The sequence below is a fragment of the Janthinobacterium sp. BCJ23 genome (assembly GCF_059617945.1).
Map to the genome: position 1 here is coordinate 19,729 of NZ_JCAQAW010000005.1, position 12,782 is coordinate 32,510.

Genomic DNA, 12,782 nt, shown 5'->3' on the forward strand with positions numbered 1-12,782 from the left:
CAGGCCGGCGCTAGCCAATCACGGGGATGGGCAAGGCCGACACTTTCCAGCTGCCTTTGAGCTTTCGCTCGATCAAGGCCGGCAAGGCGCTGGCGCCGGGCGCGCCTTTTTTGGTGAACGCCACCGGCACCAGCAGATAAATGGTGACCTTGTCATCGTCGGCAATGTCGTCTTCCTCCGGCGCGGGGTTCCAGCGCTTGTCGATGGCCAGCAGCGCATCGACGCCGTCCGGCCAGGCCAGGTCCGCCAGGTACGGATCGTCGCGCCGCAGCAGCTCGCCCGCCGCCAGGCTGGCCTGGTCGAGCGTGCGCCGTCCCAGGCGCGCCAGCAGCGCCACGGGAAAGCGCCACGGGCTGTGCTCGGCAAAGCCGTGCACGGTCAGCGGCCAGCGGGCCGGCAGGCAGATGGCCAGTTCGGTCATCGGCGATTGCCGGAACAGGCCGGTGGTAAACAGCAGCTTGAAATCGCGCTTGCCGCCGATGCAGCTGATCCCCAGCGAAAAGCGCGCGTCGCCGCTGTCCGGACTGAACACGGCCGGCAGCACCCAGCCGGCGCTGTTGTGAATGAAGGTACGGATAGCTTCCGGCGGCGACGCGGCCGCTTGCTGCGGCACGTCGAGTATGCTGACGCCGCCGGCGGCAGCCAGCAATTGGGCGATCGCGGGAAAGCCCCAGCCGGTGGCGATATCGACCGGCGCCTGGTTCCAGCGCGTATGCAGGCGGTTCGGATTGGCGCCCCGCTGCAGCAGCAATGCGACCACGTCCTCGTGGCCGCCAACGCAGGCGCTGTCCAGCGGCGACAGTATATTGTCCGGCAAGCCATCGACGGCAGCGCCCTGCTCGAGCAGCCAGCGGCAGGTAGCGAGGTGGCCATGGCTTGCCGCCGCGTCCAGCGGCGTCAGGTTGCGGTAACCGGGCAGGGGCAGGTCGACGTCCATGCCCAGCGACACGAGCAGCGCGCAGACCTCGCGGCTGCCGCCGGCCGCGGCCAGGTGCAGCAGCGACTCGCCGTCATCCATGTTATAGCGGCGCAAGGTCAACAGCAGCGGCGTGGCCTCGAGCAGGCTGCGCACCTGTTCCACCTGATTCTCGCCGACGGCGTCACAGAGGCGAAAAAACGCCTCGCGGTGCTGGTTAAAGAGTGTCTTGTTGACCATGCATGTTCCCTGCTCGTGGTGGCGGCGCCATCATCGAGCGGAGAATAGCATTTTCTTTCGATTAATCTGCGCGATTTGACAACTTCGGTGTGCACCGTGCGGCGACGCGCGTATTGGCGTTACAAATCCATGAAACTGACAGGCGCCACGTCGACGCGCATGACCGGATACAGATTCAGCCGCTCATCCCACGAGGCGTGGCGGCGGGCGAAAAACTCCAGGCGCGCGCGCGGATTCTTTGCAAACTCGGGCTCGTCAGCCAGCTTCTGCCGGAACTGCGCCGCCAACGCCGGGTCGGCCGCCAACTGCGCGCGCGCCACATCCTCGGCCACATAGTCCTCCATGTATTCCTTGCGCTCGAACGCCGTGTTGAAGCTGCCCCAGGCCAGCAGTGAATCGGGCGCGCGCGGTTCGAGCAGGGCCATCACCAGGCGCGCCTTAGGCTGGTTGACGGGCACGTACAGCACGCAGCTGTCGATCAGGCGCACTGCCTTTTCCCATTCGCCCTGTACCGCGGCCGTCTGGCGTCCTTCGAACGACTGCGCGCCGAACTTCACCTGCGTGGCGCGGAAGATTTCCACATTCTGCCTAGAGAAAAAGCCGGTCATTTCATTGTAGGCGATGCCGTGCTGGCGCAACTTGGCGCCCACCATCTTCGCCTGTGCACATGGCACCAGATAGCCGGCCTTCGGCCCGGTCACCTGCAGGTCGGGCACGATCTCGTCGCGCAGCGGCACGTTCCAGATTTGCGGCGTCTTTTCGTCATAGCGCGTCATCAGGGCGCCCGACACCTCGGACGGCGTGCGCGTATACGCATAACCGCGAAACGCGATCATGCGGCTTTTCTCCGTGGTCTTGTAGCTGAGGGGCAGCGCACTGCCGGCCAGCTGCATCGCCCGCTGGTCCGCTTCCATGGCGGTTTGCCGCCATGCGGCGCCGTGCTGCGCCATCTGCGACAGCAGGGAAATGATGGTGTTGCGCGTGATGCGCACGCGGGTCGGATAGTCCTTCCACGAGTGGGTTTCCACCAGCACGCCGAAACGGTTACGCAACAAGAAATAGCCGTGCGAAAAGCGCGGGTTCGGCGTCGAATCGACAAAACCCGACTGCGGATTATCTTCTTCGGCAAATGACATGTAGAACGGCTTCGGATCGGAACCCTGCTTTGCCAGGTCGGCCAGCACACCGTCGCGCAGCGCCGTTCCCGCCGCGCGCAAGGCGGCATCGCCCGCATGCACGGGTTCGACCTGGATCGAGATATCGGGTTCGAACTGGGCGCCGTCGGTGACGTGCAGGTCGACATAGGCCAGCGGATCCCAGGCATTGACCAGCGCCAGCATGTGCTGCATCTCGGGCGTATCGGCCTTCATGTATTCGCGGTTCAGATTGTAGTTTTGCGCCGTGCTGCGCCAGCCCATTTCCACGGGGCCGCGCTGGTTCGGACGGTTCCACTGGCCGAAGCGCTCATGGCCATCGACATTGAAGACGGGCACGAACAGCAGCACCTGCTTGTCCAGCGCGCCGGGCGCCGCCTTGCCCTCCAATACTTCGCGCAGGGCCAGGAAACCCGCATCCTTGCCGTCGATTTCCCCCGCATGGATACCACCCTGCACCAGCAGTACCGGTATCTTGCGCAGCTTGGCCGCGTCCGGTGTCAGCGCACCCGTATTGGAAACGGCCAGCGCCAGCATGGGGCGGTTTTCCGGCGTGCGGCCAAATTCAAAGCAGCGCACCTGTTTCGGACGGTGCTCCTCGAAGCGCCGGCACAAGGCTTCCACTTCCTCGTAGCGGCCCGTATTCTTGAAGCCCGAGTACTCGGCCACCGTCTTCAGGGAAAACAGCCGCATATCGCGCGCAGCATGTGCATTGACGGCAAACAGGGACAACAAGGCGGCGGACAACACGGCGTGGCGTAGCATGGGTCAAACTCCATCGAGAGAGGACAAGCGGGCAATTATAGAGTGGCGGTGAGGTAAAAACGCCGTGGCAAATAAAAAAGCCGGAACAGCGTCAGCTGCTCCGGCCTTGCTCTGGCAAGCGTGAATTACGAGCCAAAATGGTAGTTGAATTCTACCCAGCCCTGGCGTCCCTGCGGGCTGTAGCTGCCCACCGGATAGTACGGCCAGCCGCCGCTGTCGTCGCGCTTGATCTTGTCGAACACGTTGTTGACGATCAGCGACAAGGTGGCGCGGTCGTTGATGCGGTACACGGTGCTGATGTTGGCCAGCGCCGTCGGCGTCAGGTAGCCGGTACCGCCGCCGTTCGGGATCTTGCTGTAGCGGCTGACCAGCAAAGTGTTCGACCAGTCGCCCGCAGCCCAGTTGACGCTCAGGTTCAGCTTGTCGCGCCAATCCGTATTGTTCAGCGATTTGAGTTCGTCGATCTCTTCGTCGCCGGCAAATTGCTGTGATTTGTTGCTCAGCACCTTGGCGTAATTGGCCTTGAAGGCAAAGCGGCCATAATCCGCGGTGCGCAGCAAATACTTGATGCTGATGTCGATGCCGCTGCTGCTTTGCTTGGCCGCGTTGATCGGATTGACGGTGATGGTCTTGATCTCGCCGGCGCGGTTCAAGGCATTGGCCGCGAAACGCTCGACGCGGCCCAGGGTATCGGCGCAGGTGGGCGAATTGATGTCGAGCTTGCCCAGGCGGCAATCGGCTTCGTCGCGCAGGATCTTGTCGGCGCTCAGGTTCGTCACCAGGTCGTCGATCTTGATGTTCCAGTAATCGACGGAGACGTCGAAATTCGAACTTGGCGACCAGACGGCGCCCACGCCGAAGGACTTGCCCTTCTCCGACTGCAGATCCTTGCTGCCGTTCTGCACATAGTCGGCGCCCGGCGATTTATTCGCGTAGTCGCAGTCCTCGATGGCCTGTCCGGCAGCGCCGCAGCGGTAGTAATCGGTGGTGCTCGAATAGTAGCCGGTGCCGCGCGCCTTGTAGATGTAGTTCATGTCCGGCGCGCGGAAGCTGGTGGCGTAATTGGCGCGGAACAGCAGCTCCGGCGCGGGACGCAGTTCCAGGCCGCCGTTGTAGGTGAACTTGCCATCGCTGCGGCCGGCAAAGTTGTAGCGGTCATAGCGGCCAGCCAGGGTACCGGTCAGCTTCTCGTGCAGCGGCAGGTTGATCTCGGCACCCAGCGCATAGCGGGTACGCGTTCCGGCCGTGATATCGGATTTGGTGGCGACGTTGAAGTAACCGTCGTTCAGGCGCGCATCGGGCACATTGCTGAAGCCCTGCTTGCCCAATTCGGCGATGGTGGCGATCTTCGCCACGCCAGCGGGCAGCTGGAACAGGTCGCCATTCGTGGCCAGGCTCAGGGTATTCGTCCAGGCCTTGTCGTCGCTGTCGGAATTGCCCGTGATGCTGTCGAATTCGGCCGCTGTCAGGCGGCGCGACAAGCGGGCCGGGTCCGGTGCGTAGATCGGCACGCCGGCGGTGTCGGTACCCAGTTTCGGCCCCAGGAAGAAGCTGTCGATATTGGCCAGCGCGCGCGGCGTGTGGCTTTCGCTCTTGTACACCGAGGCGTTGTAGTTCGCTTCATACTGCCACGATGACGTGCCGGGAATGCGGCCCTTGGCGCCCAGCGAGATGGCCGTGGCCAGGTCGTCCCACTTGCGGTTGTAGCGCTCCACGCCGCCCATTTCCTCGGGCGAGATATAGCGCGTCCACGCTTCGTAGCGGTTCGTATTCTGGTTGCGGAAATAGCTGCTGCCCGTCGACGACGACGTCCACGTCGGGCCACGCGTATTGTTCTCGGTCGAATTCTTGCCGATCAGGAAGTCGGCGAACAGCGTCGTTTCCGGCGACAGCTCATAGTTGGCGCTGCCGAACACGTTCTGGCTGCGGTTCTTGGTTTGCGTGGTCCAATAGGTGGGGCCGACTTTCGGGCTGGCGCAATAGCTGCCGTTCTTCGCCTGGTACTTGACGACGCTGCCGCCGAACAGGTCGCCGAACTGGTTGCAGGTGTCGCCCAGGTCCACGTAGCTGCCCGAGGTGCCCGCCTGTACCACGCGGCGCGAGGCGATATTCGTCGGCGTGCCCGAGCGCGTGGCCATGAAATCACGCTGCAGGCTCGACAGCGGATCGCGCTGGCTCAGCTCCACGCTGAACAGGGTATGCAGCTTGTCGAAATTGCCGCCACCCGTCAGCTGCACGCGCTGGTTGCCGGCGCCGCCGCGCGAGGTGCCGCCCGCCTTGACGTTGATATCGAAACCTTCCGTCTGCTTTTTCAGGATGACGTTGACCACGCCGGCGATCGCGTCGGATCCATAGATGGCCGAGGCGCCGCCGTTGAGGATCTCGATGCGGTCGACTATGCTCGACGGGATATTCGCCAGATTGGTGAAGTTGACCGTGCCTTCGTAGGCGACGGGGAAGTCGGCCAGGCGGCGGCCGTTCAGCAGGATCAAGGTGTGGTTCGGGCCCAGGCCGCGCAGGCTGATGGTATTGGCCGAAGGCGTGAACGTATTGCCGAAGTCCTCGCCTTGCGTGAAGCCGCTGTTCTGTACCTGGTTGGTCAGCGCATCGAAGACGTTCTTGTACCCTTGCTTGGTGATTTCATCGCCCGTCAGAATGGTGACGGACGATGGTCCTTCCAGGCTGGCGCGGGGAATGCGCGAACCGGTGACCACGACGGCTGGCGGGGTGGCCGCCGGCTGCTCATCCGCTGCGGGCGCTTGCGTTTGCGCGTGCGCCTGCCATGCGGAACCGCCCAGGATGGCCAGTACGGCGACGGTGAGCGGTGGTAACTTGAATTGTATAGGCATCTTTGCGCTTCTCAAGGTTAGGGAGAAGGCGAAAGATATCAAAATGCCAGTAATTACAGAACGAATGGATTCATCTTTTCATATATCAAAATTGTTATATAGAAAGATTTCTGAGCAGAAAGCCCCCCTTCCTTCACCCAGGAAGGGGGGCACAATGGGACTTTAGCGTTTCAAGACAGCAATTTCCTTGTAGGCCGGGCGCAGCAGCCGCGTGGCCATGTCGGCCGGGTTCTCCATCGAACTCAACAGCCTGAGCGCACCCGTGGCAGGGCTACAGCTGCCGCTGCTGCGGTAGCGCAGCGCCGCCGCCAGCATGCCTTCGTCCGGGTCGCCCAGCTGGTTCCGGTAATCGTCGGCCACGGCGCAGGTCGGCGCCATGCCATCGGCGAAGTCGCCAAAGCCCTTGGCGTTGACGCCCTGGAACTGCACGGCGAAATACGTGGTGCCGCAATTGGGCGTGGGATAGAAACCGTAGGGCTTGCCGCACGTCGTGCCGCCGATCAGGTTGACCTGCACGTCCACGCCGCGCAAGCCGTTGATGATGGCTTCGCTGGCCGAGCAGGTATTGCCCGTCGTTAGCAAAGTCACGCGCTTGAGGCCCAGCGAGGGCAGCGGTGTGCCCTTGGGCAGAGGGTTCGGCCCGGCAAAGCCCAGGCTTTGCGCATGGAATGGCACGGGCGCCGCCGGCCGCGTCTTGTCATTGGCCAGCACCTGCTCGAAGGTCTTGCCGGTGGTGACTTGCGGACCGGCAATCATGTAGGCGAGCTCGCTGGCGACATCAAGGTAGCCGCCGCCGTTATAGCGCACGTCGAGCACCAGGTCGCTGATGCCGGCCGCCTGGAAGCGGCCCATGGTCTCGGCCAGCTGGCGCTCGGACACGTTGTTGTGGGTGTTGAAGGTCAGATAGCCCACCTTGCCCGTGGGCGTGTCGATGATGCGCTCGTTTTGCACGGAACTCGTGCTGACATCCACCGCCTGCAGGCTCGCGGAGATGGGCGCGCCATTGCGGCTGAACGCCAGCGTGTGCGTGCCTTGCGCCGAAGGGAACAGGCCCGCGTTGATGATACCCACGCTGGCAGTGTCTGGGGCATTGACGAAATCGACGCCATCGACGGTTTGCAGCGCATCGCCGCGCCGCAAGCCCGCCAGTGCCGCAGGCGAGCCTGGTTCGACGATCGTGACCACGGCCTTGCGCGGCGGCGTGGTGCGCGTCAGCGCCAGCAGCATGCCGTAGCCCAGTTCGACGCCATTGAGCGAGGCTTCCCATTCGGCCGTCGTATACGTGAAATGGAACTGGTCCTTCGGCTTGCCGGACGCCGTCGTGGCTGTTGTCTTGAGCACATCGAAATACGCCTTCGCCGTGGCAAAGCTTTGCGGCAGGTAGGTGGTTGGCACTTCGCGGTACCACAGATACGTTTCATCGATCCAGCTGCGCACCCACGTCTGCTCATCGAGCAAGGTGCCCGGCTTGTCGATGCTGCTGCCGCTGCGCGGTGCCTCGCAACGGTTCGCCACCGTGGAGGAAGCGACCAGCGCCGTCGGCCCGGTCGGCCCGGTTGGCGTCAAGGGCGGCACGACGGGCGCGCTGTCGCTGCTGCCGCCTCCTCCGCCGCCGCAGGCACTCAACACGAATCCGAGGGAAACAACGAGGCAACGCAGGCGCAGGGAATGCATGAGAAACTTTCCAAGAAGAAATTATCGAAAAATTATAATGCGTTTTGCCAGCAAGCGTTGTTTTCTTTGACACAAACAAATGGCGCCCGCAGGCGCCATTGCTACAAGATTATGCGCAAACCGTTACGCCACGGTGGCCGCCACGGGTGCTGCCATGACGGGCGGCAGCGGCGTCGGTGCATTGAAGGCGATCAGCAGACTCGCTTCCTTCTCTTTCGCCGCCTTCAAATGACGCTCCTTCACGTGGCCATAGCCGCGGATGTCTTCCGGGATGCTGGCGATGGCCACGGCTTGCGCCAGCTTGGCCGTCGTCAGTTTCGGCAGCAAGCCGCCCACCGTCGCACGGTACTCAAGAATCAGCGCGCGCTCCATCTTGCGCTCGGCCGTGTGGCCGAAGATGTCAAACGCCGTGCCGCGCAAGCCCTTGAACTTGGCCAGCACGCCGAACGCCTTCATCATCCACGGGCCGAATTCCTTCTTCACCAGATGGCCCTGGGCATCCGTTTTCGCCATGATGGGCGGCGCCAGGTGGAACTTGAGCTTGATGTCGCCTTCGAACATGGACGCGATCTTTGCCTGGAAGGCGCCGTCCGTGTACAGGCGCGCCACTTCGTACTCGTCCTTGTACGCCATCAGCTTGTAGAAGTAGCGGGCCACGGCTTCCGTCAGGCGCAAGTGCGGGCCATTCAGGGCGCTTTCGGCGGCGCGTACCTGGCCGACGAAATCGATGTACTGCTGCGCATAGGCGCGGTCCTGGTAGGCCGTCAGCAGGGCCACGCGCTTTTCGATCAAGTCGTCGAGCGTGTCGATGCGCTTGAATTCCACCACCTTGGCCGGTGTGGTCATGCGCACCAGGCTGGCCGCGTCATGCGCACCGGCGCGGCCCCAGTTGAAGGCCGCCTTGTTGAACGCCACCGAGACGTTGTTCAAATCGATGGCCTTCATGATGGCCGCTTCCGACAGCGGCACTTTGCCCTTTTGCCAGGCGTAGCCGAGCATGAACATGTTCGTGGCGATCGAGTCGCCCATCAGCGCCGTGGCGATCTGGCCCGCGTCGATGAAGTCCACGTGGTCGCTGCCGCACGCTTTTTCGATTTCCATGCGCGCCGAAGCGCCCGGGAATTGCCAGTCAGGGTTCTTCACGAAGGCGGCCGTCGACGAGCTGGTCGAGTTGATCATGGCCCAGCTGCGGCCTTCCCCCATGCGAGACAGGGCGTCGCGGCTGGCCGTGACGATCAGGTCGCAGCCGATCACCAGGTCAGCCGCACCGGTGCCGACGCGCGTCGAGTGGATATCTTCCTGGCGGTCCGCCAGGCGCACGTGCGACATGACAGGGCCGCCCTTTTGCGCCAGGCCGCTCATGTCCAGCACGGAACAGCCCTTGCCTTCCACGTGCGCCGCCATGGCCAGGATCTGGCCGACGGTGACGACACCCGTGCCGCCGATGCCGGTGACCAGGATGCCGAACGGCTCGGCCGTCGAAGGAATCTGCGGTGTCGGCAAGGCCGGCGCGGCTGGCGCATCCTTGTCGGCGGCAGCTGCCTTCTTCGGCTTTTTCAAGCCGCCGCCTTCCACCGTCACGAAACTGGGGCAGAAACCCGTCGTGCACGAGAAATCCTTGTTGCAGGACGACTGGTTGATCTGGCGCTTGCGCCCCAGTTCCGTTTCCAGCGGTTCCACCGACAGGCAGTTCGATTGCACGGAGCAGTCGCCGCAGCCTTCGCAGACGGCTTCGTTGATGACGGCGCGCTTGGCCGGGTCCGGGTATTCATTGCGTTTCCGGCGGCGGCGTTTTTCCGAGGCGCAGGTCTGGTCGTAGATCATGGCCGACACGCCGGGCATGTCGCGCAGTTCGCGCTGCACGTCCATCAGTTCCGAACGGTGGCGCACGGTGACGCCTTCCGCCCAGGCGTAATCGTCCGGGTATTTTTCCGGTTCGTCCGTGACGACGATGATGGGGCCGACGCCTTCGGCGGCGATCTGGCGAGAGATAATGGCTGGCGATAGCGGACCGTCGAATTCCTGGCCGCCCGTCATGGCCACCGCATCGTTGAACAGAATTTTATACGTGATGTTCACCTTGGCCGATACGGCAGCGCGGATGGCCAGGATGCCCGAGTGGAAATACGTGCCGTCGCCGAGGTTGGTAAACACGTGCTTCTCGTTCGTGAACGGCGCCTGCCCCACCCAAGTCACGCCTTCGGCGCCCATGTGGGTAAACGTCGACGTTTCGCGGTCCATCCATAGCACCATGTAATGGCAGCCGATGCCGGCCAGCGCGCGCGAGCCTTCCGGCACTTTCGTGGAACTGTTGTGCGGGCAGCCGGAGCAGAAGAACGGCGTGCGGTCTTTCTGCGGATCGGGTTTCACGCTGATCGCTTTGAGCACATTCTCTTTGGCTTCCAGGTAGGCGATGCGTTCCTTCACGCGCTGCTCGACCGGATGGCCCGCGTAGTAGCGCGAGATGCGGCTGGCAATCGCGCGGGCGATCATGGCCGGGTTCAGCTCATACGTGGCCGGCAGCAGCCAGTCGCCGTGACCGGTACCCTTCTGGTTGCTCCATTCGCCCGTATCGTCGAACTTGCCGACCACGCGCGGACGCTCGCCATCCTTCAGGTTGTACAGTTCTTCCTTCAGCGCGTACTCGAGGATCTGCCGCTTTTCTTCCACCACGAGGATCTCGTCGAGGCCCTTGGCAAATTCGTGCACGCCATCGGCTTCCAGCGGCCAGGTCATACCGATCTTGTACAGGCGGATGCCGATGTCGGACGCCGTCTGCTCGTCGATGCCGAGGTCCGCCAGCGCCTGGCGCGTGTCCAGATACGACTTGCCGGCCGTGATGATGCCGATGCGCGCCTTCGGGCTGTCCCAGATGATCTTATTGAGCTTGTTGGCACGCGCATACGCCAGCGCCGCATACCATTTGTAGCTGTTCATGCGCACTTCCTGCTCCAGCACCGTGTCGGGCCAGCGGATGTTCAAGCCGCCGGCCGGCATCTCGAAGTCGGTCGGCAAGGTGATCTGCACGCGGTCCGGGTCGAAATCGACGGCGGCGCCCGACTCGATGATGTCGGTCACGCATTTCATCGACACCCACAGACCCGTGTAGCGGCTCATGGCCCACGCGTGCAAGCCGTAGTCGATGTATTCCTGCACCGACGACGGGTACAGCACGGGAATGCCGCAGGCGTTCAGGATATGGTCGGACTGGTGCGCGGTGGACGAGGATTTGGCCGCATGGTCGTCGCCGGCCAGCACCAGCACGCCGCCGTGCTTGGCGGAACCGGCGTTGTTCGCGTGCTTGAAAACGTCGCCGCAGCGGTCGACGCCGGGGCCCTTGCCGTACCACATGCCAAACACGCCATCGTATTTCGCGTCTTCGAACAGATTCGTTTGCTGCGTGCCCCAGACGGCCGTGGCGGCCAGATCTTCGTTCAGGCCCGGGTGGAATTTGACGTGGTGTTCATCGAGATATTTCTTGGCCTTGATCGCCGTCATGTCGACGGACGTCACAGGCGAACCGCGGTAACCGGTGATGTAGCCGGCCGTATTCAGGCCAGCCTTCAGGTCGCGCTCGCGCTGCAGCATGGGCAGGCGGATCAGCGCTTGCGTGCCCGTCATGAAGGCGCGGCCACGCTCGAGCGTGTATTTGTCGTTCAGGGAAATCTCGGACGCGTGCGCGCCCGGCTCAAGACTCGAGCCCTTGATTGGTGCATTCATTACTTGTCTCCATTATTCTCTGTGCTACGCGTGCAAAGTCGGTTGAACTCACACGTACCGGCCGCGCTTTGTGAGCAATGCCGGTGCGGAAAAATGACTTGTTTGTCGTAGACTACCACAGGAAGGCGCACAGTTCTTTTGCTGCACTGCACTCCTGCGTTCGTACCTTTTGCTGCTTTTTAGTGCTTCTTTTTGCGGGCATGTCGGGTTACGCCAACCTGGCTAACCCGACCTACATTACTGGCCCCAGCCGTAGGTCGGCTTAGCCGGAACGGCGTAAGCCGACAAACACCACCAGCTTACGCCGCGCTCGTATCTTTCAACACGCCGCGCTTGATCTGGTCCAGCTCGATCGATTCGAACAGGGCGCGGAAGTTGCCTTCGCCAAAGCCCTGGTCGCCCTTGCGCTGGATGATCTCGAAGAAGATCGGGCCGATCACCGTCTGCGTGAAGATTTGCAGCAGCAATTCGCGTTCGGTTTCCGTGCTGTGGCCATCGATCAGGATGCGCAGGCGGCGCAGTTCTTCCAGCTGCTCGCCATGGTTCGGCAGGCGGCGGTTGACCAGCTCATAGTACGTTTCAATCGTGTCCTGGAAATCGATACCCGTATCACGCATGCCTTGCACGGAGCCATAGATATCATCGGTACCCAGCGCGATATGCTGGATGCCTTCGCCGTGGTACTGATCCAGGTATTCGGCGATCTGCGACTTGTCGTCCGACGATTCATTGATCGGGATGCGGATCTTGCCGCATGGCGAAGTCATGGCTTTCGACTTCAGACCCGTATGCTTGCCTTCGATATCGAAGTAGCGCACTTCGCGGAAGTTGAACAGGTTTTCATAGAAACCGGCCCATTCCTTCATGCGGCCACGGTGCACATTGTGCGTCAGGTGGTCGATATAGGTCAGGCCATGGCCGACCGGGTTGGCGACGGCGCCGGGAATGGCGACGAAGTCGACGTCATAGATGCTGATGTCGCCGATGCCGCCTGGTGCGGCCGCGTCCGGCTTCTCGGCGCCCTTGCCGCGCCAGCGGTCGACGAAATACAGCAGGGAATCGCCCACGCCCTTGATGGCGGGGATATTCAGTTCCATCGGGCCCGTTTTATTGTCGAAACCCCAGGCACCCAGTTCCAGCGCGCGGCGGTACACAAAGGCGGCGTCATCGACGCGGATGGCGATGGCGCACACGGACGGGCCGTGATGGCGGGCAAAACGCTGCGCGAACGAATCTTGTTCGGCATTGATGATGAAATTGATGTCGCCCTGACGGTACAGGGTCACATCCTTGTGGCGGTGGCGCGCGATGGCCGTGAATCCCATGTTCTCGAACAGCTTGCCCAATGCTTTTGGGTCTGGTGCTGCATACTCGACGAACTCGAAACCATCGGTACCCATCGGGTTATCCCAAGGCTGAAATTGCATGATGTCTCCTCCAAGAAGTAGCGCACAGTATAGGCGC

General features: G+C 62.6%; 6 protein-coding genes. All 6 read right to left on the minus strand.

The features are described 5' to 3' along the window. Positions 1–10: 10 nt before the first annotated feature. Positions 11–1,156, minus strand: coding sequence for an ankyrin repeat domain-containing protein (locus AC54AG_RS16990; protein WP_496631025.1), 1,146 nt, complete (start codon positions 1,154–1,156; stop codon positions 11–13). A 119-nt stretch (positions 1,157–1,275) separates the two neighbouring features. Continuing rightward, the gene (locus tag AC54AG_RS16995; RefSeq protein ID WP_496631026.1) at positions 1,276–3,075 is read right to left on the minus strand and encodes a M14 family metallopeptidase; all 1,800 of its coding nucleotides are present in this window, start codon (positions 3,073–3,075) and stop codon (positions 1,276–1,278) included. A gap of 125 nt (positions 3,076–3,200) precedes the next feature. Further along, positions 3,201–5,924, minus strand: a complete 2,724-nt coding sequence (locus AC54AG_RS17000) for a TonB-dependent receptor plug domain-containing protein (RefSeq protein WP_496631027.1) — start codon at positions 5,922–5,924, stop codon at positions 3,201–3,203. A gap of 162 nt (positions 5,925–6,086) precedes the next feature. Further along, positions 6,087–7,598 (minus strand): S41 family peptidase, encoded by a 1,512-nt coding sequence (locus AC54AG_RS17005; protein ID WP_496631028.1) that lies wholly within the window; start codon positions 7,596–7,598, stop codon positions 6,087–6,089. Between the two features lie 123 nt (positions 7,599–7,721). Continuing rightward, entirely contained in the window at positions 7,722–11,318 is a 3,597-nt protein-coding gene (locus AC54AG_RS17010; protein WP_496631029.1) for an indolepyruvate ferredoxin oxidoreductase family protein, read from the minus strand. A gap of 299 nt (positions 11,319–11,617) precedes the next feature. Continuing rightward, the gene (gene hppD, locus AC54AG_RS17015; RefSeq protein WP_496631031.1) at positions 11,618–12,745 is read right to left on the minus strand and encodes a 4-hydroxyphenylpyruvate dioxygenase; all 1,128 of its coding nucleotides are present in this window, start codon (positions 12,743–12,745) and stop codon (positions 11,618–11,620) included. Positions 12,746–12,782 lie beyond the last annotated feature (37 nt).

Excerpts from the sequence above, each read along its gene's own strand:
- AC54AG_RS16990 (WP_496631025.1), bottom strand. The coding sequence starts at position 1,156 with ATGGTCAACAAGACACTCTTTAACCAGCACCGCGAGGCGTTTTTTCGC.
- AC54AG_RS17010 (WP_496631029.1), bottom strand. The coding sequence starts at position 11,318 with ATGAATGCACCAATCAAGGGCTCGAGTCTTGAGCCGGGCGCGCACGCG.
- AC54AG_RS16995 (WP_496631026.1), bottom strand. The coding sequence starts at position 3,075 with ATGCTACGCCACGCCGTGTTGTCCGCCGCCTTGTTGTCCCTGTTTGCC.
- hppD (WP_496631031.1), bottom strand. The coding sequence starts at position 12,745 with ATGCAATTTCAGCCTTGGGATAACCCGATGGGTACCGATGGTTTCGAG.
- AC54AG_RS17000 (WP_496631027.1), bottom strand. The coding sequence starts at position 5,924 with ATGCCTATACAATTCAAGTTACCACCGCTCACCGTCGCCGTACTGGCC.
- AC54AG_RS17005 (WP_496631028.1), bottom strand. The coding sequence starts at position 7,598 with ATGCATTCCCTGCGCCTGCGTTGCCTCGTTGTTTCCCTCGGATTCGTG.